Origin of the sequence: Rahnella inusitata (assembly GCF_018288855.1) — a bacterium.
Lineage (GTDB): Bacteria > Pseudomonadota > Gammaproteobacteria > Enterobacterales > Enterobacteriaceae > Rahnella > Rahnella inusitata.
On sequence record NZ_CP065025.1, the window covers coordinates 473,593 to 497,850 of the forward strand.

19 protein-coding genes are annotated in these 24,258 nt (G+C 53.5%); 5 read left to right on the top strand and 14 right to left on the bottom strand.

What is annotated here, in order from left to right; genetic code table 11:
- Positions 1-92 precede the first annotated feature (92 nt).
- Positions 93-8,627 carry a glycoside hydrolase family 94 protein gene (locus tag I2123_RS23950; protein WP_420834356.1) on the bottom strand — a complete coding sequence of 2,845 codons (8,535 nt, stop codon included), beginning with the start codon at positions 8,625-8,627 and terminating at the stop codon, positions 93-95.
- A 256-nt stretch (positions 8,628-8,883) separates the two neighbouring features.
- On the opposite strand from I2123_RS23950, the gene lldD reads away from it, so the two are divergent.
- Positions 8,884-10,032, top strand: coding sequence for an FMN-dependent L-lactate dehydrogenase LldD (gene lldD, locus I2123_RS23955; protein WP_112166016.1), 1,149 nt, complete (start codon positions 8,884-8,886; stop codon positions 10,030-10,032).
- Positions 10,033-10,163: 131 nt separating this feature from the next.
- On the opposite strand, the gene mntP is transcribed toward lldD, so the two are convergent.
- On the bottom strand, positions 10,164-10,736 hold the full coding sequence (gene mntP / locus I2123_RS23960) for a manganese efflux pump MntP (protein WP_213052680.1): 573 nt from the start codon (positions 10,734-10,736) through the stop codon (positions 10,164-10,166).
- 644 nt (positions 10,737-11,380) lie between these two features.
- On the opposite strand from mntP, the gene I2123_RS23965 reads away from it, so the two are divergent.
- Both I2123_RS23965 and kup read left to right on the top strand, forming a co-directional pair.
- Positions 11,381-12,445: an Ig-like domain-containing protein gene (locus tag I2123_RS23965; RefSeq protein WP_112166020.1), complete on the top strand. Its 1,065-nt coding sequence runs from the start codon at positions 11,381-11,383 to the stop codon at positions 12,443-12,445.
- A gap of 140 nt (positions 12,446-12,585) precedes the next feature.
- Positions 12,586-14,460: a low affinity potassium transporter Kup gene (gene kup / locus I2123_RS23970; protein ID WP_112166022.1), complete on the top strand. Its 1,875-nt coding sequence runs from the start codon at positions 12,586-12,588 to the stop codon at positions 14,458-14,460.
- A 49-nt stretch (positions 14,461-14,509) separates the two neighbouring features.
- On the opposite strand, the gene I2123_RS23975 is transcribed toward kup, so the two are convergent.
- Positions 14,510-15,232: a hypothetical protein gene (locus tag I2123_RS23975; protein WP_112166024.1), complete on the bottom strand. Its 723-nt coding sequence runs from the start codon at positions 15,230-15,232 to the stop codon at positions 14,510-14,512.
- A gap of 208 nt (positions 15,233-15,440) precedes the next feature.
- Here I2123_RS23975 and I2123_RS23980 point away from each other — a divergent pair, with 208 nt between their 5' ends.
- Positions 15,441-16,208, top strand: a complete 768-nt coding sequence (locus I2123_RS23980) for a basic amino acid ABC transporter substrate-binding protein (RefSeq protein ID WP_112166026.1) — start codon at positions 15,441-15,443, stop codon at positions 16,206-16,208.
- Between the two features lie 43 nt (positions 16,209-16,251).
- Positions 16,252-17,016, top strand: a complete 765-nt coding sequence (locus I2123_RS23985; protein ID WP_112166028.1) for an amino acid ABC transporter permease — start codon at positions 16,252-16,254, stop codon at positions 17,014-17,016.
- 131 nt (positions 17,017-17,147) lie between these two features.
- Here I2123_RS23985 and I2123_RS23990 read toward each other — a convergent pair whose 3' ends face one another.
- The 11 genes from I2123_RS23990 to I2123_RS24040 all read right to left on the bottom strand — a co-directional run bounded on the left by I2123_RS23990 (position 17,148) and on the right by I2123_RS24040 (position 24,232).
- On the bottom strand, positions 17,148-18,272 hold the full coding sequence (locus tag I2123_RS23990) for a phage integrase Arm DNA-binding domain-containing protein (protein ID WP_213052681.1): 1,125 nt from the start codon (positions 18,270-18,272) through the stop codon (positions 17,148-17,150).
- Positions 18,256-18,498: an excisionase gene (locus I2123_RS23995; protein ID WP_112166031.1), complete on the bottom strand. Its 243-nt coding sequence runs from the start codon at positions 18,496-18,498 to the stop codon at positions 18,256-18,258. Before I2123_RS23995 ends, I2123_RS23990 begins: the two co-directional genes overlap by 17 nt.
- A 42-nt stretch (positions 18,499-18,540) precedes the next feature.
- Positions 18,541-18,873 carry a hypothetical protein gene (locus I2123_RS24000; protein WP_213052682.1) on the bottom strand — a complete coding sequence of 111 codons (333 nt, stop codon included), beginning with the start codon at positions 18,871-18,873 and terminating at the stop codon, positions 18,541-18,543.
- The gene (locus I2123_RS24005) at positions 18,873-19,688 is read right to left on the bottom strand and encodes an ead/Ea22-like family protein (RefSeq protein ID WP_213052683.1); all 816 of its coding nucleotides are present in this window, start codon (positions 19,686-19,688) and stop codon (positions 18,873-18,875) included. Before I2123_RS24005 ends, I2123_RS24000 begins: the two co-directional genes overlap by 1 nt.
- Entirely contained in the window at positions 19,685-19,846 is a 162-nt protein-coding gene (locus tag I2123_RS25625) for a hypothetical protein (protein WP_244879939.1), read from the bottom strand. The genes I2123_RS24005 and I2123_RS25625 overlap by 4 nt, the downstream gene beginning before the upstream one ends.
- Positions 19,843-20,412, bottom strand: coding sequence for a hypothetical protein (locus tag I2123_RS24015; protein ID WP_213052684.1), 570 nt, complete (start codon positions 20,410-20,412; stop codon positions 19,843-19,845). Before I2123_RS24015 ends, I2123_RS25625 begins: the two co-directional genes overlap by 4 nt.
- Positions 20,412-21,047, bottom strand: a complete 636-nt coding sequence (locus I2123_RS24020; RefSeq protein WP_213052685.1) for a hypothetical protein — start codon at positions 21,045-21,047, stop codon at positions 20,412-20,414. The genes I2123_RS24015 and I2123_RS24020 overlap by 1 nt, the downstream gene beginning before the upstream one ends.
- Positions 21,040-21,336, bottom strand: coding sequence for a DUF4406 domain-containing protein (locus I2123_RS24025; RefSeq protein WP_213052686.1), 297 nt, complete (start codon positions 21,334-21,336; stop codon positions 21,040-21,042). Before I2123_RS24025 ends, I2123_RS24020 begins: the two co-directional genes overlap by 8 nt.
- 2 nt (positions 21,337-21,338) lie before the next feature.
- Positions 21,339-21,686 carry a hypothetical protein gene (locus I2123_RS24030; RefSeq protein WP_213052687.1) on the bottom strand — a complete coding sequence of 116 codons (348 nt, stop codon included), beginning with the start codon at positions 21,684-21,686 and terminating at the stop codon, positions 21,339-21,341.
- A gap of 176 nt (positions 21,687-21,862) precedes the next feature.
- Positions 21,863-22,780 carry a recombination-associated protein RdgC gene (gene rdgC, locus I2123_RS24035; protein WP_213052688.1) on the bottom strand — a complete coding sequence of 306 codons (918 nt, stop codon included), beginning with the start codon at positions 22,778-22,780 and terminating at the stop codon, positions 21,863-21,865.
- Between the two features lie 783 nt (positions 22,781-23,563).
- Positions 23,564-24,232, bottom strand: a complete 669-nt coding sequence (locus I2123_RS24040) for a LexA family protein (protein ID WP_056769616.1) — start codon at positions 24,230-24,232, stop codon at positions 23,564-23,566.
- Positions 24,233-24,258 lie beyond the last annotated feature (26 nt).

The following is a 24,258-nucleotide window of genomic DNA, read 5'->3' on the forward strand; positions in this document are numbered from 1 at the left end:
GGCTGAACGGGCGACCGACTTTATTGGCTTAGCTTGTGTGGAAAAAAGAAAAGCCCCGCAGAACGGGGCATCCTGAAAACTGACTTCCGCCTTTAACCTCCCAACTCCACCTCCACCCGATGTGCCACCCCGTCATCCAGCAGAGGGATACGGTCATTTTCCAGGACATTGCCGTCGAGCAGAACGCGGTATTCGCCTTCGCTACGGCGGACGATTATCTGGTAATAACTGCTGCCTTGTTGGTAGCTGAGCGTGATTTCCGGCCACGCCGCCGGGAGGTGGCTGTGGATGGAGAGCGCGTCGCCGTGGCGAGTGATGCCGAGCAGGGCTTCAGTAATAAGACGGTACGTCCAGCCCGCTGAGCCGGTGTACCAGCTCCAGCCGCCGCGGCCGCTGTGCGGATCCACCGAGTAAATATCGGCGGAAATAACGTAAGGCTCGGCTTTGTAGCGGTTGACGTCCTCGGCGCTGAGGCTGTGATTGATCGGATTGATCATCGACATCAGCTCCCACGCACGTTCGATATTGCCCTGTTTGGCGAAGGCCATCACCGCCCAAATTGCGCCGTGGGTGTACTGCCCGCCGTTTTCGCGCACGCCCGGCAGATAGCCCCGAATATAGCCTGGGTTCGGGCCGTTGCCGTCGAACGGCGGCGTCAGCAGCTTGATTAAGCCAGCATCGTTATCCACCAGCCGCTGATCGACTGAACGCATGGCGCTGGCGGTGCGCTCCGGCGTACCTGCACCAGAAAGGACCGACCAGCTCTGGGCGATGGCGTCTATCTGACATTCATCGTTGAGATGCGAGCCGAGGGTTTCACCGCTGTCAAAGTAACCGCGCAGATACCAGTCGCCGTCCCACGCGTGATCGTTGAGATTTTGCCTAAGTAACGCAGACTGCTCACGACACAACGTGGCGGTTTCAGCATCCTGCCGCTCTTCGGCCAGTGCGCCGTAGCGTTGCAAAACGTCGTACAGGAAGAAGCCCAGCCAGACGCTTTCACCGCGCCCGCCGAGGCCGACCAGATTCATGCCATCGTTCCAGTCACCAGCGCCCATCAGCGGCAGTCCGTGTTCACCCATCTTCAGGCCGTATTTCAGAGCGCGAACGCCGTGCTGCCAGAGTGTTTCCTGCGTCGTGCTGACCACCGGTAATTCGTAGACCGATTCTTCGCCTGCGGCCAGCAAGCGCGCTTCGAGATACGGGACCTGCTGTTCAGCGATGTCGTGATCGCCGGTCACCGAGATGTAATGGCTGATGGCCAGCGGCAGCCACAGATAATCATCTGAGCAGCGTGTGCACACGCCATTACCGGTTGGCGGATGCCACCAGTGCTGGACGTCGCCCTCAACAAACTGACGCGAAGCACACAAGAGGATTTGCTCGCGCATTCTCTGCGGTGCGGCGTGAGTGAGCGCCAGCGTATCCTGCAACTGGTCGCGGAATCCGAACGCGCCGCCGGACTGGTAATAGCCGCTGCGCGCAAGGATCCGGCTGGCCAGGGTTTGATAAATCAGCCAGCCGTTGGCGAGCAGGTTGATGGAAGGATCTGGCGTGGTCACCTGAATTTTATCCAGTACCAGATGCCAGTGCTGATGCACCCGATCCAGTTCGGCCTGCGCTTCGCCCTCCTGTAAGAACTGGCGGATCAGCGTTTCGGCGTCATTAACGTTTTGCCCCAGACCCAGGACGAAGGTGAAAGTGCGCTGATCGCCATCGATGAGGGTGGTCGCCGACTGTACTGCGCCGCAGGGATCCATCGCCGCACCGGTTCTGTCCGACAGCCGCTGATTTTTCAGGGCAGCAGGCGAGGCCGGTGAACCGCCGCGACCCAGGAATTCACGGCGATCGCCGCTGACCGAACAATGCGCGCCCGTCACAGCGAAGAAGGCCGTGCGATCCGCCCCGCTGCTGGTGTAGTGATTGGTCGCCAGCACGCCGCAACCCTGTGACACACGCGCCTGCGAAGTAACGATGTGCATGGCGGACTTGGTGCGCAGATCGGCCATCACCCATTCCACATAACCGGTGACCGAGAGCCTGCGCGGACGGCCTGAAAGGTTGGTAAGAGTCAACATAATGAGTTTAACCGGCGCATGTTCGGCGACCAGCACGGTCATCTCGCTGGCGATCCCGCGTTCGGTGTGTTCGAACACGCTGTAGCCGAAGCCATGGCGCGTCACGTAGCCGCCCGCGCCACGTACCGGCAACGGAGCCGGTGACCATACGCTGCCGGTCTCTTCGTCGCGCAGATAAAACGCTTCGCCTGAGCTGTCGCTGACCGGATCGTTTTCCCATGGCGTTAAGCGGTATTCATGCGCATTTTCATACCAGGTGTATGCCTGACCGCTTTCAGAAATCACGGTACCGAAATCCGCATTCGCCAGCACATTCGACCAGGGCGCGGGGGTATTTTCCCCGTCATTAAGCAGGATCTGGTATTCGCGGCCATCCGGTGAAAAGCCGCCGGTGCCGTTGAAATAGGTCAGATCGCGCGGTTCGGCGGCAACCGGCGTCAGTGTCTCGTCGCTGCGAACCGGCAACAGCGCTGGCAGCGCGACATGTGGCAACTGCATCCGCTGATTGAGCTGATCTGTGAGCGGGCCGTGACGATCGTCTATCACGACACGCGCCACGCTCATCAGCAGCGTGCGGTCATCCTGCGTGATTTGTTCACCGTTGCGGACAAAAATGCCTCCCGGAATATCGGTCTGGCTGGAGCCTGCGCCCGATGCGACTAATCCCAGGATCTGGTTTTGCAGCGCCTGCTGGTAACCGCCCGGATCGTTAGAGAGCAGCACCAAATCGACTTTCAGCCCTTTCAGCCGCCAGTAGTTGTGGGCGCGGATCAGCAGTTTCACCAGATTAATATTCTCGCTGCTGGAGATGGTCAGCAGCACAATCGGCAGATCGCCGGAGAGCGAAAGCCCCCACAGGCCGGACTGTCCGCGCCGGTTATTGATAATGGTTTGTGCTTCGCCGCGCATTTCCTGACTGGCAAACAGCACTGCACCGGCCAGGCGGTTAAACAGCCCGGCGTCATCTTCGGTGGCGTTGAGCTGGCGCAGCACCACCTGACTATGGGACCAGGCGATTTCGAATACCCGATCAGCAATATGGTGGTCGCGGTATTTTTCCAGCAGCGCCAGGCTTTGCAAACGGGTGTCGCCGATGCCGTACACCATGTCGATCACTACCGGGACGCCGGGTTTGAGGCGAATGCGCTGGCGGATAGCGAGCACCGGATCGAGAACAGCACCGGCGCTGTTACTGAGTTTGCCGGGTTGTTGCAGTGCCTGCGGATGGGCGGCGGTATTGCCGCGTCCTATAAAGGCGGCGCGATCGGTTTCGAAAGAGGTTTCCCGTTCGACCGGGCCGTGGATCGCCATCATATGGAACATCCACGGGCACTGTTCATCCGGTTCGCGCGGGCGGCGGTGGCAGAGTATGCCTTCCTGCGCCGGAACCAGTTCGGTTTGCACAAATAAATTACTGAACGCCGGATGGCTGGCATCGTTAGCCGCTGGCGCCAGAACCACTTCGGCATAGGTGGTGATTTCCAGCGTGCGCGGACGGCGGCCGTGGTGAGTGACCGTCATGCGGCGGATTTCGACGTCGTCTTCCGGTGACACCACAATGTGCGTATTCATCGTCAGCGAGCCCTGTGTGCGGGTAAATTCCGCACCGGAGTCGGTCAGCACCGCGTGATAAGACCCTTTTTGCTTACCTGCCGGTTGCCAGCTGTTGCTGGACACTTCGCCGGTCGCCGGATCGCTGATATAACAGAAGATGCCGCGATTATCGCGCGTCGCATCTTCCCGCCAGCGGGTGAGGGTGAGGTCTTTCCAGCGGCTGACGCTGCCCCCCGCCTGCGTCACCATCAGATGATAATTCGTATTGGAAAGCAGCTGAACTTCAGGCGTCGGGCTGTCCACGTCGACGAATTCACGCAGTTCGACGTTCACTTTTTGCAGTGTGCTGTCGTGAGACTCGAAGTGACGTCGCGGGCTGTATAGTTCGACCGCATCCGGCACGCGTTCCTGCAATAACAGCCGCGCGGACTGGAATGCCGCATTAGCCGCAAACCGCGCGGGCATCGGTGAGTCCAGCAGCACATTGGCCAGCGCGATGAATCCCATCCCCTGGTGGTGCGCCATGTAAGAGTGCACGACGATATAAATCTGTCCGCGAACCAGCCGTGACGGGCTGTAATCCAGCGCATCGTAGAAGCCGTATTCGCCGCGCGCGCCGCGATTTTCCAGCTCGACCAGATTCAGACAGGCTTCTTGCGGACGGATCATCAGCGCCATCATGGTGGCGTAGGGCGCAACCACCATGTCTTCGCCGAGCCCGCGTTTCAGCCCGAGGCCGGGCACGCCAAACGCGTGATACTGATAATTCTGGTTGATATCGAATGCGGCATACGCTGATTCCGAAATCCCCCACGGGACATTGTTCTCTTTCCCCCAGGCTATCTGCCGGTCAACGGCGGTCTGGCACATTTGCACCAGCAGCGTGTCCGGATAAGCTGGCATCACCAGTTGCGGCATCAGGTACTCAAACATCGACCCGCTCCAGGACATCAGCGACGGCTGTTTGTCGATCACGGTGAATAAGCGTCCCAGCGCGAACCAGCTTTTTTGCGGCAGCTGGTTCGTCGCAATGGTCACGTAGTTGGTCAGGCGGATCTCAGATGGCAGCAGATCGTACTTTCCGCTGTCCATCTTGTGCGCGTCGCAGTTGTAACCGACAGTCAGTAAATGTGTGGTGTTGTCGTACAGGAAGCGGAAATCCATGTGCGCGTGTTCGTTCAGGCGCTGTTCCAGTTCGCTGATAATATCCAGACGCTGACGCGCCAGCCCGATAGCGCGCGATAAACCCGGCGACGTCAGCGCGTCCTGCTGCGCCAGCCAGAGCAGCGTGGGAAGCGGTTCGTCATGGGCTTGCGGGGACAGCCAGCTATAAAATTCATTCCACTCGGCAAGTCCTGCATCCAGCTGCAACGCGAGCTGTTGCAGCCAGCCTTCTGCGGATGAAGAGATCAGTGCCCGCATCGAGCGCAGGCTATCGAAAATGGCCTCGCCTTTTGCGTCAGCCGCCAGTGTCCAGCTCTCGCGGAGTTTGGCCATCGGCGCCGCGCCGTATTTATTTTCGGCCATGTACAGAGTGTCTTCAATGCCGGTCAGCCACTGCGGAATATTCATCGCAGGCTGACGACGCCACAGGTGCAGGCCGGTGCTGAGGGTCAGCAGATGTCCGGCGAGATTGCCGCTGTCGACGCTGGAAATGTAGCGCGGGTTGAGCGGTTCGAGCGTGCGGGTATCGTACCAGTTATAAAGATGGCCACGATAATGCTCGAGTTTATCCAGCGTATCGAGCGTTTGCCCGGTGCGCAGTAACACCTCGCCCTGCGTGAGATAACCGAAATCCCAGGCGGTAATGTTTGCCAGCAGAGAAAGGCCGATATTGGTCGGCGACGTGCGGTGCGCAATCACCGGGTTTGGAATTTCCTGATAATTATCCGGCGGCAGCCAGTTTTCCTGCGCTGTCACAAACGTCTCAAAGAATGACCATGTCTGACGCGCAGCCTGACGCAGGAATATCCGCTGTTCTGCATCCAGATTGGCTGCCGGAGGCGGAGCGGGCTGGCTCAGCCAGCACAGGATGCGCGGGGCGAGGAACCACAAAACGCCAAGGGGAAACACCGCCCAGACCAGCGGCGGATTCGTCAGCGCAGGCAGCATCACGACAGCGATCCCCGCCAGCGGGTTCGCCCACATCCGCAGATAGAAATACTCCGGCGAACGCGCGCGGCTTTTACTGCCGACCTTCACGCTAGACCATTCGTGCAGATGACGGTGGCTGATGCCCAGCCGCCACAGCGTCTGCAAAATTGCCTGTACGGAATACACCGCTTCGTGCGGCAGCGTCATTAACGTCACAAAAATGCGTGAAAGGCGGCTGACGGTGGCGGAGGCCACGCTTTTCAGATGCAGGATAAGTTTGCGGCGCGGGCCTTTATTCATCAAATCCAGCACCAGCGCGACCAGCACCGGGAAGAGCAGCATTACGGCGATAAACCCAAGCCAGTAAAGCTTATTGGGCACCAGGCTCACGGTGCAGAAGATGATCACTAAAAACGCAGGCGCGACCAGACTACGGCGCAGGTTATCAAACAATTTCCAGCGCGAGAGAGGGGTCAGCGGATTTGGGCAGCGCTGGCCGTCTTCCTGCCGCACCCGAAAACGCAGCCAATTCAGTAACTGCCAGTCACCGCGTATCCAGCGGGTTTTACGGGCCACATCCGCCAGATAATGATCGGGATATTGTTCGTACAGCACCACATCGCTGAGCATTCCCGAACGGGCATAACAGCCTTCCAGCAGATCGTGGCTGAGCACCAGATTTTCCGGGCATGTGTTTTCGTTGGCGCGGATAAACATATCTACGTCGTAAATACCCTTGCCAACAAACGAGCCTTCGCCGAATAAATCCTGATAAATGTCCGATGACATCGACGAATACGGATCGTTACCCGGTACGCTGCTGCACAGGGCGGCATAGCGTCCCTGACCATGAGCGGGAATTTCTTCTGCCAGACGTGGCTGGAGGATCGCGTAACCGGAAACCACCAGATGGCGCTGTTCGTCGTATACCGGATGATTGAGAGGGTGCGCCATCGCGGCCACCAGCTGATGCGCCGTCGCGCGCGGCAGTACGGTATCACTGTCGAGCGTGATGACGTATTTCACCTGCCGCAAATGTGCCTGTGTGCTGCCTTCGATCAGCGAGAAAGGTTCACCCCTTTCACGCAGCCAGTGGTTGAGCGCATTCAGCTTGCCGCGCTTGCGTTCATAACCCATCCACACGCCCTGCGGTGCATTCATTTCACTGTCGCGATGCAACAGGGTGAAACGTGCTCCTTCGGTGGCAGGATAGCGGCGGTTGAGCAGTTGCGTCTGCTGCGCGGCGTAGGCCAGCAGGTCATCGTTGCCCGGATCATGCTGTTCTTTGCTGTCATGGAAATCACTGAGCAACGCGAAATTCAGATGCGGCATGACGTTGCCGAGATAACACACCTCGAGGCTGTTTATCAGCTCGTCGATATTCTTGCGGCTGCCGAGCAGGCAGGGGATGACCACCAGCGTGCTGGCATTTTCGGGAATTCCGCCGGCAAATTCCAGCCGCGGCAAGGGTTGCGGCATACGGCTGCGGGTAGTGATTTCACTGAGCAGATTGAGGGCGAACTGGCTGGCGACTAACACCACCGGCACCAGCATCGCCCACCACAGCCAGTTACTGGCCGGATGACCGGTACGGAACAGCGCATCGGCAGTCACGGCGGTGGTCAGCAACAGCAGGCTGCCGAGCCACGAGAGAAGCGGTGTCTGGCTGAGTTTGGCGCGGGCGCGGATCTGCAACGAATAGCGCACCCCGAGATCTTTTTCGAGTGCCGCGCGGCCTGGGCCGATCAGATAAAAGCCAACGTGCTGCTGCTGATAAGAATCACCGGGCTGTTGCGCCAGCGCCACCGCACGGGCGGCAACGGCGGCTTCGTCATGCGGGGAATTGCGCGAAAGACGTTCGATCTGATGGCGATAATTATCGCGTGTGTCAAAGTGCATCGTGGCGTAAATATCTGCCGGATCGGTGCGCAGGATTTTCTCCACAATGCTGAGATTCTCGGCGAAATCCGCCCAGTCCATTTCAGTCAGCTGGCGTAATCCCATGATGCTGTTACTGACCGTCAGCTGATTGGCCGCCAGCTGCTGATTAAATTTATCGATGACTTCGCGCTGCGTCAGCCCGACCTCACTGAGACGTTGTTCTACCCAGGTCAGCGGCAGTGCCAGCATCGAGCCATGCCCTTGCAGACGGCGAACCAGTTCGGCGACAAATGCGCTGGTGCGCGGCGGATTAGTACGCGCCATGTCGGCAATCACGATGATCTGACTGGCCGGATCGTTCTCAGCGCTATCCAGCAATTTATTGACCCAAAAATCCGCCAGATTGCGTTCTTTCTGGGCATTCGCCACTTCAATACTGACGCGACGCAGGTTTTCAATCAGCGCCAGGCGCAACATCCCCGGAAACGCCCACAGCTCGCCGAGCGTCAGTGGACGGACGCTCTGATAAGTCGAAAGAAAACGGGTCAGCGTTTTGATGTCCCACAGGCCATCACTGTGGCTGACCACTTCGGTCGCGATATCGTAAATGCGCGGGCAAAAATGCGGAGATCCGAGTAAAGGCAGGCCCTTACCAAAATTCTTTGGCAGCAACTGGCGCACGACGCGGATTTGTTCTTCGATCAGATAGTAGTTATCCAGCAGCCACTCACCGGCGGGCGTGATAGTGGCTTTTTCACCGCTGCTTAAAATCAGGCAGCTGCGCGTTAACACCTTCTCGTTGTCGTCGAGGCGTTTGAGTAAATAGTAGGGAAGTTTCTTTTTGGATAATTTATGAGAAAGGGCCAGTTTTCCGCCGTAGCGTTCCATCTGGTCAGCCGAAAAAAGTTCGGCGCGGATCGGCGAGGACTGTGCAAGCGCGCTGGCGCGGTGACGTCGGGTTGCCGGTGATGCAGGTGGTGCTCCTTTACTTTTGAACCAACTGAAGACAGCATTTTTCACGTCAACATTCCTTATGCGGACCCGAGAAGGCAGTTGCCTGAGCTGCGATAAGAGTTCACATAATAAGAAAAGGGGTCAGGGGCAGGGAGGCATTTCGGACAAGACGCCTGATAGCGAGCGTCTCTCCTGAGCTTAGTCTGTTTATGGCGATCTCGTTGGTTTAATTTCCATCACCTTGATTTATATAAACTACACTTGCTGGGCACGACCTGTACCACTACAACGTTTATCAAAACAACAATAACGAGAAACTACGATGATTATTTCTGCTTCAACGGACTACCGGGCGGCGGCAAAAAGCAAACTTCCGCCGTTTCTGTTCCACTACATCGACGGGGGGGCTTACAACGAGCATACCCTGCGGCGCAACACCGCCGATCTGGCCGATATCGCCCTGCGTCAGCGCATCCTGAAAAACATGTCGGAATTAAGCCTTGAGACGGAGCTGTTCGGTGAAAAACTGGCGATGCCGGTTATCCTCGCGCCCGTGGGCCTGACCGGCATGTACGCCCGACGTGGCGAAGTGCAGGCCGCCCGCGCCGCTGCGAAAAAAGGCATTCCCTTCACGTTATCTACGGTTTCGGTTTGCCCGATCGAGGAAGTGGCGCCCGCCATCGACCGGCCAATGTGGTTTCAGCTTTATGTCTTAAAAGATCGCGGATTTATGCGCAATGCGCTGGAACGCGCACAGGCTGCGGGTGTGAAAACGCTGGTCTTTACCGTCGATATGCCGGTACCCGGCGCGCGTTATCGCGACGCGCATTCCGGTATGAGCGGTCCGAACGCCGCCGCCCGCCGCATGTTGCAGGCAGTGACGCATCCGCAATGGGCCTGGGACGTCGGCCTGAACGGCAAGCCACATGATCTCGGCAACGTATCGGCGTATCGCGGTAAACCCACGACTCTGGAAGATTATATCGGCTGGCTGGGCGCGAACTTCGACCCCTCTATCTCATGGAAAGACCTCGAGTGGATCCGCGAGTTCTGGAAAGGCCCGATGATCATCAAAGGCATTCTTGACCCGGAAGATGCCAAAGACGCGGTGAAGTTCGGCGCAGACGGTATCGTGGTTTCCAACCACGGTGGTCGCCAGCTCGACGGCGTACTTTCTACCGCGCACGCCTTACCGGCTATCGCTGACGCGGTGAAAGGGGATATCACGATCCTGGCCGATTCCGGCATTCGTACTGGTCTGGACGTGGTACGCATGATCGCGCTGGGTGCTGACAGCGTGTTGCTGGGCCGCGCATTTGTCTACGCACTGGCTGCGGCGGGAGAAGCGGGCGTGATTAATTTGCTGACGCTTATCGAAAAGGAAATGCGGGTGGCGATGACGCTGACCGGTGCGAAATCTATTTCAGAGATCGGCCCGCAGTCGCTGGTGTATGGGCGCGGCGTGAGGTGAAGATTCAATAATGAAAGCAGCGGTTTGTGGGCAAACCGCTGTCATGATGCCGCTTCAACCGTGCCACTTCCGATAACACCACCACCGCAGTGGATGCTGTCTCTTGACCGAACTGCGCCTGTGTCGGGATGTCAGTTCAGCAAACCAAGATGTTCGACGAGGATCGACGAGCCAATACCGATAAGCACTACACCGCCCAGCACTTCGGCCCATTTGCCGATAGCCGCGCCAAGAAAGCGGCCGAGCAGCATGCCTGAAGTGGCCATGATAGTGGTTGCCGCACCAATGGTCAGCGCCATCACCAGAATATTCACCTGAAGGAAGGCAAGACCCACGCCAACGGCCATGGCATCGAGACTGGTGGCAATTGCCGTGGCTACCAGTAACCAAAACCCGTGGCGAAGCGGGACGTCCACCTCTTCAGATGTATCCTTTCTAAATCCTTCCCAAATCATGCGTAAACCCAGCACTAAAAGAAGGATGAACGCGACCCAGTGATCCCACTCCATGATGAATTGCGTCGCAGCAAGACCGATCGCCCATCCGATCACTGGCGTTATGGCTTCAATCACCCCAAAAATAATCCCGGTGCGTAATGCTTCTTTCAGCGGTGGCCGGTGCAGGGCTGCGCCCTTTCCGATAGCCGCCGCGAAGGCATCCATTGACATACCCAGCGCCAGAATAATGACCGTATAAAATTGCATAAAACAGACCAGTCAGACCCTTTGCAAGGCAAAAGGCGGTTTATTAAATGAGGAGCGCAGTTTGCCATAAAATTTTAAATAAAAAAAGCCATAATATTCAATTGGTTATAGTTGGTGCTAAGAAAGTTAGCACAGGCTATATTTGTATGAAAAGGCTGCAATTCAGCAAGGGTATTAGGAGATAACTAGCACAAATATGAGGGATCATAAGAATTTACGCTCTGCGTGGTTTGCGCATTCACTCTGATTTTCGCTAACGTCGTTCTGACAGGTTTTGTGCCAACGCTGATAGTGATGATTTTCTAAAATGACCCTTATCTGGATTTTAAAAGAGTCCAATTTCGGACATGTTAAAATTTTTTAAACAGGCGTATAGTCTCTTTATAGAATTTATTCTACCTGTTGCTATCTGAATTTTTAATTATGTAAAGGTCTATATATGATCTGCGGTCTCTTATTGCCTAAATAATTAATGTCTCTATATCGAATTCAATTATTCAAACACCTGCTTCCCCGCGGGTGGCATTGTAGTATTGGTGTGAATCTATTTAAAATATGAATACTCTTTCAGGTGATGTAAAGAAGACAACTGAGCGCAGTCACGCTCAGTTTTCCGTCCTGATTTAAAGCCAGGGGCCCTAAACATGGTCAGTTTCATTAAAAAGTCTGGAGCGTTTTTCTTCCTTTCCGTACTGATAAGTACAGTTTGTTATGCGGATACCCTGACAGGGGTAACCGGAATAATTAATGGTACTGCCCCGGTAATTAATAATGCCAATAAAGAACCCGGTAAAATAAATATCAGTAAAAGGAGTCAGTACGACGCCGCTCATCAACTCGATGTGGGAGATGAGGTGCAATTAGCCTGGTTATTAGTGGACAGTGAAGAGGACATTGATGCCACTTTGCCGTCAACAGTATGGACATGTGATCATCCGGAAAAAGGCAGCCGTGTCATCGCTACCGGTACCCAGAATTACACCATCAAAGCTGAGGACATGGGCTGCAATATTGGGGTGAGTTTACAGCCTAAAACCAGCACCGGGACGCCAAGGGAAAACACACTACTCAATATCAGCAAGATCGGTGCTTATGATGACAGTGATAATATTATCGATGCACCGGTGAATCCACATACGCTCAAAATTACCGATTATATTGTCGCACCGGGTACAGATCAGAGCCGGACCGTTCCTGCCTCTACCATGCTACGTACCGGCTGGGATGGCGCGAAAGTACAGCTTGAAACCGATAATCCTGCTGCTGACGTCGAGTGGAAAAGCAGTGACGAAAATATTGCCAGTGTTTCTTCAACGGGCCTGGTGACATTTAAATCAAAAGGCGATGTCGTCTTTACCGCTGACAACAATCTATACAGCACCACTATCCGTTTTAATCCTGACTTGTTCTTTATTTTTGCAACGTGGAACATGGATTGGTATGACGCGAAAACATGGTGTGAAGGTCAAGGGTATAGCATGCCTTCAATCCACCAACTGTCTACTCAAGGGAGTCGCACCATACCGACAGATTCACTCTGGCAGGAATGGGGGGATGTTGCCAAACAAGGTGCGAAACATTCCGGGGTGGTTTTCTGGTCGGCTGACGAGTCTAGCGATAATCATTACCAGTATATGTACATCAGTGATGGCCATGTATCGTCGAATTTCCGGGACGTCTACGAAGGCGTGGCCTGCGTGGTGCAATAATACTCTCTGACCTGATAGAGAGAGCCACGGTAAAATAATCGCGAAAAGCTTCATGGGGCTGTTTAAGGGATAAATACCCGACAGCATCTATACTGCCAGAGTGGGACGACAAGTGTCGTCCCAAAACATGGCGAAGACTCATGAAACAAATACAAAATAAGTCGTCACTTCTCAGTGCGACAGGTGCCTGCATCGGCGTGGTTTATGGTGATATCGGGACCAGCCCGCTCTATACCCTGCGGGAATGTCTGACCGGACAGGCGGGCATCACCCTGACCCAAAGTTCTCTGTTCGGATTTCTGTCGCTCATTTTCTGGCTGCTGATGCTGGTGGTTTCAGTCAAGTACATCATCTTCGTCATGCGCGCAGATAACGACGGTGAAGGGGGAATTCTCACCCTGATGTCGCTGGCCGTGCGTAACCTGAGTCCGCGTTGGGTGCCTGTTATTATGTTTCTCGGGCTGGTCGGTGGCAGTTTCTTTTACGGCGATGGCGTCATCACGCCCGCTATCTCGGTGCTTTCCGCTATTGAAGGTCTGGAGCTCATCGCACCGTCCTTCGACCGCTTTATCATTCCCGCTTCCATCGCCGTGTTAACGCTGCTGTTTTTCATTCAGAAAAATGGCACCGCCACGGTGGGAAAAATCTTCGCGCCGGTCATGGTGGTGTGGTTTATCACGCTGGGAGTGCTGGGCATAGCCGGTATTGTGCGTAACCCGGATGTGCTTCAGGCGCTGAACCCTTACTGGGCGGTGCATTTCTTTGTCGAATTCAAAACCGTGTCATTCTTCGCGCTGGGTATGGTGGTGCTGTCGGTCACCGGTGGTGAGGCGCTGTACGCCGATATGGGGCACTTTGGTAAAAAACCGATCCGCATCGCGTGGTTTGCGCTGGTCGGCCCTGCGCTGGTGATGAACTACTTCGGTCAGGGCGCGTTGCTGCTCAGTCATCCCGAAGCCATTCAAAACCCGTTTTTCCTGCTCGCACCCGGCTGGGCGCTGATCCCGTTGCTGGTACTGGCAACGCTGGCGACCGTGATTGCCTCTCAGGCGGTCATTTCCGGCGTTTTCTCCCTGACCCGTCAGGCCGTGCGCTTAGGCTATTTACCCCCGATGCGCATCATCTATACCTCCGATGTCGAATCCGGGCAGATCTACATTCCAGTGGTCAACTGGCTGCTGTACGTCGCGGTGCTGATCGCCATCCTCAGCTTTAAGCACTCAAGCAATCTGGCGTCGGCGTATGGGATTGTGGTCACCGGTACGATGGTTATCACCTCTTTGCTGATTGGCATTGTCATGGTGAAAAATTGGGGATGGAAAACCTGGCTGGGAGGGGCGGTGATGGCGCTGTTGTTGCTGATTGATGTGCCGCTGTTTGCCGCCAATCTGACCAAACTGTTCTCCGGCGGCTGGCTGCCGGTGGCGATCGGCCTGACCATTCTGGTGGTTATGCTGACGTGGAAAACTGAGCGTTCGCGGCTGCTGCGCCGTTTGCGTCAGGATCCCGAAGCGCTGGAATCTCTTATTGTCTCACTTGAAAAAGCACCGCCTAAACGCGTTCCCGGCACCGCCGTGGTGATGTCCCGGGGTCTGTACGAAGTCCCGCTGGTGCTGTTACACAACCTAAAACACAACAAGATTCTGCATGAACGAGTGATTCTGCTGACCATGATCACCACGGACGTACCCTACGTTCATAACGTCCGGCGAGTGACCATAGAGCAGCTCTCACCCACCTTCTGGCGCGTGGTAGCGAGTTATGGCTGGCGCGAAAAACCGAACGTTGAGGATATTCTTTACCGCTGCGGGCTGGAAGGGCTGAAATGCACGATGAACGAGACATCATTCTTTATGTCGCGCGATACCTTCACACTCGGCGAACCGCGTCCGTGGTATTTAAAAGCCCGTGGCAAGCTGTTCCAGGTGTTACAACGCAACTCGCTACGTGCGCCCGAGCAATTTCATATTCCGCCGAACAGGGTGATTGAGCTTGGAGCGGTGGTGAAGTTTTGAGGAATATTACCGCGGGTTCGTTGTGAACCCGCGGTGAGGATATCGAGAACTACGCCTGCGGAGCCTGCGTCAGGTCAGTGACTTCCGGTGTTTTAGACTCTTGCGATGTTTGCGTGGTCTGCGACTGAGTGGTCGGCGTCACTTCAGTGACTTTTGGTGTCGCCGATGTTTCAGTCTGCGTCGGCGGAGTCGTCACGGGTGCTGCGGTTTGTGCCTGCTGCGTGGTAACCGGCGTCGCAGGTGTTGCTGCCTGCGTCGGCTGAGTCGCGTCAGTTGCCACAGGCGTTTCAGCTTGTGTCTGCCCGTCCGCTGCCGGGGTTTCCATTTCAATCTTCGGCAGGGTAGGGATCGGGTCGAGCGGGATGCTTTCTGCCTTAGGTTTCGGGATTGGGGTTTGCGCGCGAACCAGGAACGTCGGTTTGAGATCCGCCACCGAATAAGTCACGTGGCTGATGGCATCGTTCGAGGTGGTGACGTCAACAGGTGAAATCGTCACGCGGCCAATCAGTGAACGGGCATAGCCACCCACTTTATGCGAGCCTTCCGGCACACGCACTTCGAGGCTTTCGCCGATTCCCAACGCGCCGGCATCTTTGCCATCAACGGTCACGTAGAGTTTGGTGCCATCATCGGTTTTCGTCGGGATATGCGTTACGGTCACGCGCGTCGAACCGAAATCGAAAGCCGGTGCCTGGTCTGCGGTTTTCGGTTTTGCACATCCTGTCAGTGCAAAAACGGCTGCAACGGCAGCAAGGGTAAAACGATAACGCATAGTTCGGTATCTTCCTTTGAGGGATTTTTGTGATCTGCGTACCAATATACCCGATCTGGCCTGCGAGATGAATGCAGCGGTGGGGAACTCGGAACAATCTTCTTTGCAGCCTGTAACACGCCACACAACTTTAAGTTGAAGCGCTTCGTCAATTTGTGTATTTTTATGCAAATTATATGCATAAAAACACAATCACACAGGAGTGACCATGCTTAAGTCCTTAATCCTCACCGGGTGTCTGCTTTCGTCTTTAATCACATCCGCCTTCGCGGCGCAAACCACTTATGTGGTCGGCTCCGGCGGCACTTACCGCCCTTTCGAATACGAAAACAGCCAGAAACAGCTGGAAGGTTTTGATATCGACATTATCAAGGCCATTGCTAAAGCGGAAAATTTTGACATCAAACTGGTCAATACGCCGTGGGAAGGCATCTTTGCGACGCTGAATTCCGGTGATCGCGACATCATCATTTCCGGCATCACCATTACCGACAAGCGTAAAGCGATGGTCGATTTCTCCGCGCCGTATTTCCCGGCTGAGCAGTCCATCGTGGTACCTGAAGCGTCTACCGTGGATTCCGTGGCAGCGCTGAAAGGCCAGAAAGTTGGCGTGGTGAACTCCAGCACCGGCGACATCGTCGTCTCCGACACGCTGGGCAAAAACAGCACCGACATCAAACGTTTTGATAACACACCGCTGATGTTGCAGGAGCTGGCGGAAGACGGCATCGGCGCGGCAGTCGGCGACGTTGGGGTGGTGAAGTACTACATCAAATCCCATCCTGAGAAAGCCCTGAAACTGGTGCCGGACAGCAAGTTCGAGCGTCAGTACTTCGGGATCGCGGTCGCGAAAGACAACACCGAACTGCTGGGCAAAATCAACGCCGGTCTGAAGAAAATCGTGGCTGACGGTACCTATGCAAAAATCTACGCAACATGGTTCGATAACAACGTTCCCACGCTTCCAGCGCAATAATCATCATGACAAGGGGCTATAAAGCCCCTGAACAAGGACAGGTATGACCGGATTTCGCTGGGAGATAATCTCAGAATATGCGCCGCTGTTTGTGCAGGGCGCGATCATGACCATTCAGTGCACCATCATTTGCGTGATTTTAGGAACGTCGTGGGGGCTGCTGCTCGGCCTGGGTCGTATGGCGCGCGCCGACGATGGCCCGTGGAAACATATTCTGCGTTTTGCCGTGCAATGGCCGGTGCGCGTTTATGTCAGCGCCTTTCGCGGCACCCCCTTGTTTGTGCAGATTATGGTGGTCCACTTCGCGTTGGTGCCGCTGTTTATCAATCCGCGCGACGGCATTCTCGTCGCCAACGGCCTGATGTCTTCGGATTTCGCCCGTATGCTGCGCTCTGACTACGGCGCATTTTTATCTTGCGTGGTGGCAATCACCCTGAACGCCGGCGCTTACGTGTCGGAAATTTTCCGCGCAGGTATTCAGTCGATCGACAGCGGGCAAATGGAAGCCTCGCGCGCGCTGGGCATGGGCTGGGGCAAGACGATGCGCAAAGTGATTTTGCCGCAGGCGTTCCGCCGCATTTTGCCGCCGCTGGGCAACAACGCCATCGCGATCGTGAAAGATTCCTCGCTGGCTTCGGCAATCGGTCTGGCCGATCTGGCCTACGCCGCGCGTACCGTTTCGGGCGCTTACGCCACCTACTGGGAACCCTACCTGACGATTTCACTGGTGTACTGGGTGCTGACTTTCCTGCTCTCGCTGCTCGTTCAGCACATGGAAAAGAGATTTGGCAAGAGTGACGCTCGATAAATAAAGCATGGTAAGTGATTGTATATACGCGGCAAAGTAAAGAGTCTTTGCCGCTTTTTAAAACCTGAACTTCGAGCTCCTGCAAAACCCCTGCAAAACTCTTCTGCAATACCGTTCAAAATTCGGACAGATTAAATAGCCAGGGTAACCCATTCCTTCCCTCTGTCATCATTGTACAAATCAGTCATTTTCTGGTTTTTGTGACCCAGTAACTTTTGTGTATCGATGCCCTGTGCGCGATATAGGCGTTCTGATAATGAGCGTTGCTCATGAAACGATGGTGGTGATCCTTCTGACCAGGTCAGGCCGCTATTATCGCGAACTTTTGCGAATGACTTTGTAATTGATGCTGTTGAAACCGCACCACCTCTTTTAGCTTTTCCTTTAGCATGGTGTATATGCAGTAAATAAGGGCTAATTACCAAGTCGCGACAGCGGTTAATAACCTCACGTAATGTAACTCCAACCTGGTCATTTTGAAGCGATAAAGGGAGGGCGAGCCTCATACCGGTTTTGCTTTGCTCTATATGCAGATGGTCATCCCAAACGTCGGTAAATTTCATCCTCGCCAGATCACCAAGCCTTTGGCCGGTCACGATTGCAAGTAACATTGAGTTTTGAACATATACTTGTTCGTGTTGAGCGGCAGAGTAAATGGTTTTCCATTCTTCAAAATTTAGACGTTCTCGTTGTACTGAATTCTTAGTTTGCCTGGTGGCCGCCGCCGGGTTATATCCCGGATCTACTTCCCCTGCGTGCTGCGCTTCTTTATAGACGTCCATCAAAACCGAGCGGACGACTTGCGCCATTCGTCTATGACCTTTTTCTTTGTGCTGATCGATGATCGCCGCTATGTCTTTTGCTCCTACAGCCTTCAATTCCATGTGGCCACATTCACGTCTAAAAATTTCCACCGGCCCCGACTTGTGTTTCAGTGTTTGCTTTTTTATTTCGCCATCAGCAACACGCTCTACCTGTATCTTTAAATAACGATCGAGCCAACTGGTGACGGTTAAAGACATGCCAAATTTCGCACTGACTTTTTCCCTGATGGTGAACATGTGCTTCATTTTCTGTTCGGCAAGACGAGTATTTGCCTCGATCGCTATTTGACGAGCTTCCTCCTCACTATCGCCTAAACCGTGAAATTTACCTGTAACAGGGTGTTTATAACGCCAGTAAACCTTTTTGGTTCTGGCGTCGGTATAGCAAGAAAGACCGGGGATATTCACGTTATATTTACGTGGACGAGCCATCTTCGAGAATCCTTTTTAAACGCGGATTATCATCCTTCTTGACCACTGGCTTATCAGCCATGCCAATAAAGCGCGCTGACGCTTCGACACGCCAGCACCGCCCAGCTTTGAAGGGTGGTGGAGATATCATGCCGCTCTTTGCATACTTCATCAGGGTTGGCCTGCTTGGTATTGGATCTGAGAATTCATCCTGAGCCCATGCATCTAACGTTAATGTTCTCGCCATAAATCACCCCACACGTTTAGTTATAGCCGGCTGCACACCGGCTTAAAGATTTGAAAGCTTTTCGATTGCCTTGTCGAACGTGTCCACCGCCACATCCAGATCAGCGGCACATACCTTTGCTCTAATGGCGCGGACTTCCTCCGGTGATTTTGCGTCTCGGATCTGGGCCATTAAATCCAGAATAAATGAAGGCGCTGAGTCAGGGGTAACAGCAGGCGCTTTCGCCCGCCGCGCCGCCAGGACCTCATCGATAAGTGAGCCAAAAACTTCTTTTTCGATAAACGACATTCGCATATCACCGGCTTCAACAGCCGCGTTGGATACGCGTTCCTTCAGTACCTCTAAAAGTTCGTTGGTTGCTATAAATTCAGACATTATTCACCTTCCTTAACGATGCAGTTGCAGTGACGAGCAAAACAATTAGCGAATGCGTCGCACTGGCTATCATCGATATCAAAATTATCTTCTAACCAGTCACAGAGTTTTTCTTTGCTGATGACCGGCTTTTGCTGGGTGGTGACTGGATTAAGGAATGGAATATCTGACGTTGCCATGCGTGCATCAATGGCTGCATCAAAGTGGTCTAATCTCAATTCCATTAAATTTTCGGAACTGATAAGGCCGGTTCTTGTTTCGACGTCCCAGCTGTCGCTGTCTTCACCCCAGGAATCTTCATCGCGCAGAAAGCGATATCTGTTAGCGTCACGGATGATGTCAGCATCGATGGGCATCGGCACCTGATCGCCTTTCAGATCAGACTGTGAGAACCATTTTTCATATGTTTGCCCCTCGAGTCTCTGAATAAGCTCACCGATAGGTAACGGCTTTATCAGTTCAAGCTCTGCTTTCTCTGCGCGCTTCCGCTGCTGGCGCATTTCGTCCCGCATGGCGAATGCAGCAGACTCAAAAGCTTCTCTCGTCTGGCGTTCTGCTTCGAGCTGGTCGAGTAGGGCGAGAATGGTTGCAGGGTTTGCCAGCGCAATAAACCGTGCATCATCAATAGTGCTTTGCTGATTACGCCATCCTGCCCGGCCGACGTGACATAGTTTTACCCAGGATCTTCCACCAAGCTTCATGTCAATCGTGGCTTGCACATACGCATAGGTGCTGCCGATCCCCAACTTCCAATTGCCTGGAGTTGCTTTAAGCGCCGCTTCACGTAGCGCTGCAATATCAGTTTTGTCAGTCATACGGATTCCTTACGGCGTTCTTCGCCCAGAGCATAGCGTTCATGTACTGGATCCTCGTCTTCGTAATCGCAGGTGACGCTGGCATCCTGCTTATCGAGCCAGAACATGCGGGATCCGCAGCACATATCGAGGATTGGCTTGCTGGTTGCCTCAGTCATAGGGACTCCTTCAGTACCAGGCGGCCATCCATCAGAGCTTCTTTGATGGCATTGAACTCCCAGCAGTAGATATTCGCGTCCACATAAATCCGCAGCCCTTTGGGATAGTCGTGCTTTTTGCGCTTAATGAAAGCCTCTGCACCTTCGCGAGTGAAATGGCTGTTAACGTATTCCCATTCTTCGCTGTAACCGGTAAGCGTGTGGTCTTCCAGCTCGCCCAAGACGTACCACTGATCATCTTCGTCTGCGTGCAAGAACTTCTTCTCACACCAATCCTGAGCAGCCTTATTAAGTACTGCCTTTTGCCCGCGGTCGCAGTCGTCCCAGTACTCTTTCGGGGAGAACCACTGGTGGTCATCGAGGCAAATAACTTTTTCTGGCGCATAATCCAGGTCGATGCCGGTGATAAGGCGCTTTCTCTCAACAATGAAAATTGCATCAGCAGTGCAATGGTCGCTAACCCCTTCACCCGCACAGTGATATTTCAGGCGCTGGACGAAATCAGCGAAAGTTTCAGGCGTCAATTTATCGCCGCTGGCGATGCTTGGTTTATCTGTATTAGTCATTATCTGTGTCCCTCGCATGCCCAGTCCCGGCAGCCTTCAAAGTCGTAAGGGTTTTCCTGCCAGCTGATTTTTCCGCAGCATGGGCAGTTCCAGCGGGTCTTTCCTGATGATTTGCGGCGCTTCTGACGTTTAAACCAGTCAGGCTGGCGCAGGCCCGCACCTTGAATCATGGTTCGGCGGTTGAGCAGGTTGATGTTGAACGTCCTGCGCTTCACTGCGTCAGCAGTAGTGAACGGTAACCAGACCAGATTGCTATGGGTAGTGTCAGGCGATTCAGCAAAAATTCTGGCCTTGCTGAAATCATCGGTAGGCAGTAGATCAGACAACCAATAAACATCATTCCCGTTCCACCTGCCTTTCACGAAAGCCACGTAACGTTCGCAACCTTCTTCGAGAACGCTTTCCCCCGGAATATGCTGATGATCAACATGCCAAACAGCAGCGGCGTCGATTGCATCAGCTGAAACAGGCAGGTCGATATCGCGGCCACGATTCCAACTGTTTTGAGCTTCTTCCAGTGTGTAAACGTGGGCTTTGTTGATATCAGAGGCATAACCCTGCCCGTTGCGGCAATGGAATGACATGTTGCTGCCGACGGTGTCGCGCAGGCATGCCATATAGAAACGGTCAGCCATGATTGACAGCCCTCTGTTCTATTATTTCCAGACCCAACTTCAAAGCCAGCGCATGCTCAGCTCTGGCGCCTGCGCTGAACTGCCAGCTGGTCAGCAGAAAGATTGCATCTGCACGCTGCAGCATCGTAATGCCGACGGCCATGTAATCAGCTTCGGTCAGGCCGTCCGGCAGGATCGCCGGATTCAGCGGGACGTGATGTTCGAATGACAGATTCAGCGCAGCCTGGTGGAAAGCAGGGCGGTTGAATTGCGGTAGGCCGGTCATCGGCCCGGCGATGTACACTTTCATGGTTAGTCATTCCAACAAGAGATTTCTTCATCGATGCATTCATCAACCACATCGACAGAAAGCGCTCGGCCTGCGACCAAAGCACGGGATAAAAAGTGGTGTCTCTGCGGCTCGTACCAATCATAAAACTCAGAAGTCCAATATTCTTTAACCATACCCTTCCACTCTTCGATCGCAATTTCCTCAGCCATTGAGTACAACCAGCTTTCGGCGCTGACTAACGCTGTTTCGCGGATGTAACCTTTAAGGTGGTGCTTGCGCCAAACTGGTGACAATTTCGAATCGCAGAAAGGCTTGAAGCGAACTGCCCATCGGCGAATAAAACGGGCATGAATTGATTTATTTTTCATGGCTGCATTCCTAAATAAGTGATTGCCATAACCACGCCGAGAGCCAGAAAAAAGGCGATATCAGTTTTCATGAAATACCCCTCTGCTGATTTCGGCGTGAGCGAATCCCTTGCCAGTGATGGCAATTAAATTTCAGATTCAGGTTTAAATAAGGCCCGGTGATCAGGGCGACAGTATTACTGAGGGTTAATCTCTTTTTCCTGCGGCTTATAGCTCAACAGAACGCACAGGGTATTAATCACGCTGGTCAGCAGCAACGTCGCTACTGAAGCCTCATGGCGCCAACGGTACGGCAGGTCGTCTTCATCGTTATCTGCCAGCTCGCGGAGATCCACGCGTTTGAAGTGGAAGTTTTCGGTCAGCAGGAAACTCACATCGCCGTAACGCAGGTTGATGGAGTCGACGATATAGCCACTCAATAGGTTTTCGCGAAGTTCGTCTCGGATATTGTCGATATCCACTGAATATTTGATTACTTCTTTCTGCTCGAACTTACGTGAAAGCTGGGTGAAATCGCCAACTTGGAAGCCGTCGAAAGCACGATCATCGCCATTCAGGTACGTTTTAAGCTTGGTTGTCAGGCCGTGTTTGATGTCGCTGATATGGATGGTTTCAGTTTTCACAGATCCAACAGCTTTGACCAGGTAACTGACCAGCACGCCAGCATAATGTTTGCTGCCGGTGGCAACGATCAGCAGGTGGTGCTCAGTGTTGTAAAACGCGTTCAGTACGGTGGTTTTCACGAATGCCTGTTTGCAGAAGTCCGCCAGCACCATGTCTTTGATATTCAGCTTTTCAGCGCGCTTTAATTTCTTGCCGACTTCAAGCTCGATAGTGGCCACACGATCCTGAACCTCTTTTCTCACTGCCGCGCCGGGAATGATTTTCTCATCGATGCGAAGTGAAAGAGATAGGCCACCCTGGAATGGCGTTACCAGCTCGGCGGTGATCAGGTTCGGGATAAAGCCAACGCTCGCCATATGAAGATCACCAATTTCAGAGAACGGAAATTCTTTAAGGTGTCCGGCCAACAGGTCAGCGTCTGGCAGGTGAGCCTTATAGACGATTGCATTTTTGATTGTCGCTAATTTCATTGTTTGCTCCACACGTTTTGAGATGGTCATTCTTCTGCACAAAAATGATGAATGTTGTGAAAAAATTGGCGGTGGTCATGATCAGAACATTATCTTCGCTCCCCCTTGGGTAGGTTGAAGAGTCATGCCACCGCCGAAAGACAACTACACACAGCAATTATCGAGTTCCACGTCGATCTGGTCGGGCGGCGGTAGTCGAAACCGCAACCGGGCGGGATAGGCCCGGCCATCACCTGATGCTTGCCACAACGTTAAGAGCACTGATTCTGTGGTTCAGAAGTTGATTGTTAGTGAGACGCTCAACAACCAGTGCTCTTATCGTTGTGGTAATCCGGCGAAAATCGAGAAACCTGCTACACTAAAACCTGAATAGGAAAATTCTTAATAATTTTAATTAAGTCCCGCACCTATCCCCCGAGTTGTAAAAATGCCTGACATAAAACTCTCTTGTGAGAAATGTACTTCTGAACGTTTTATTGCCTCTTCCAATTATCCCAGCTCTGAGATGGTTTCATCCCTCGTCTGTGCCATTTGCCACCACCCAGTAGATGTGAGCTCAGTAGTCACATTCAGGGACACTCCCTACATCGCCCTCGTTCCGCCTCTGCCAGACCACCTCTTCCACCATATTGAATCCAGCCGCCAAGGTTAAAATTACTCAGACTCGCAATAAGCTGCAGTGCTCGTAACAATGCGTTCCTTACGGGTACATTATGTATCCCTAAGGTACACTGTCAAGGCGAAAAAAAACCTGCCTAGGCAGGTTTCGCGAATATATTATTTCTAGGCTCTATAACGCCTTGGTTTTCCAGAGAAAACTACAGTTCCTATTATTGAACAATTTCCATCAATTTTGATGTATTGTTCAGGCCAGCCCTTATTTAGGGCCTTTAGGTATTTGTGATTACCATCCTCAACCAGCCTTTTAAAGGTTGTCTCACCAGAATCCAAAAGCAAGGCAATAACATCATCCCCATGAACTGGGGCTACTTCCGGATCGATGAAAATCATATCGCCTGGTCGATATTCATCGATCATGGAATCGCCAATGACGCGAAGGATATATGTCATGGGGCCGCACGGCACCGGGCAGGGATATGTTTCGGATAAACTCAAATCGACCTCGGAATAACCAATTTCAGTCCAAGCACCTGCCTGAACCCAAGAAATCACAGGAACCATCTGAATGGTAAGATTGGTATCAGTGACATCTGGAGCTGAAATTATATTCGTAGCCTGATGTTCCTTATCTAACCAACCATCTGGTAAATCAAAGCACTTTTCAATGTGACGTGCCAAATCATCCCCGATTTTCTTCGTGGGATTCTTTCCGATCACTCGGCTGACCTGTGTTGGCTCTCGCTCAATTATCCCCGCAAAGGAAGAATTCCCCCCAGCGCTGTCCCTGAGCTTTCTGGCGTTATCACGCCGTATTTCATCGTTTGTCTTCATACACTCATTAAACTGCGTGTACCTAT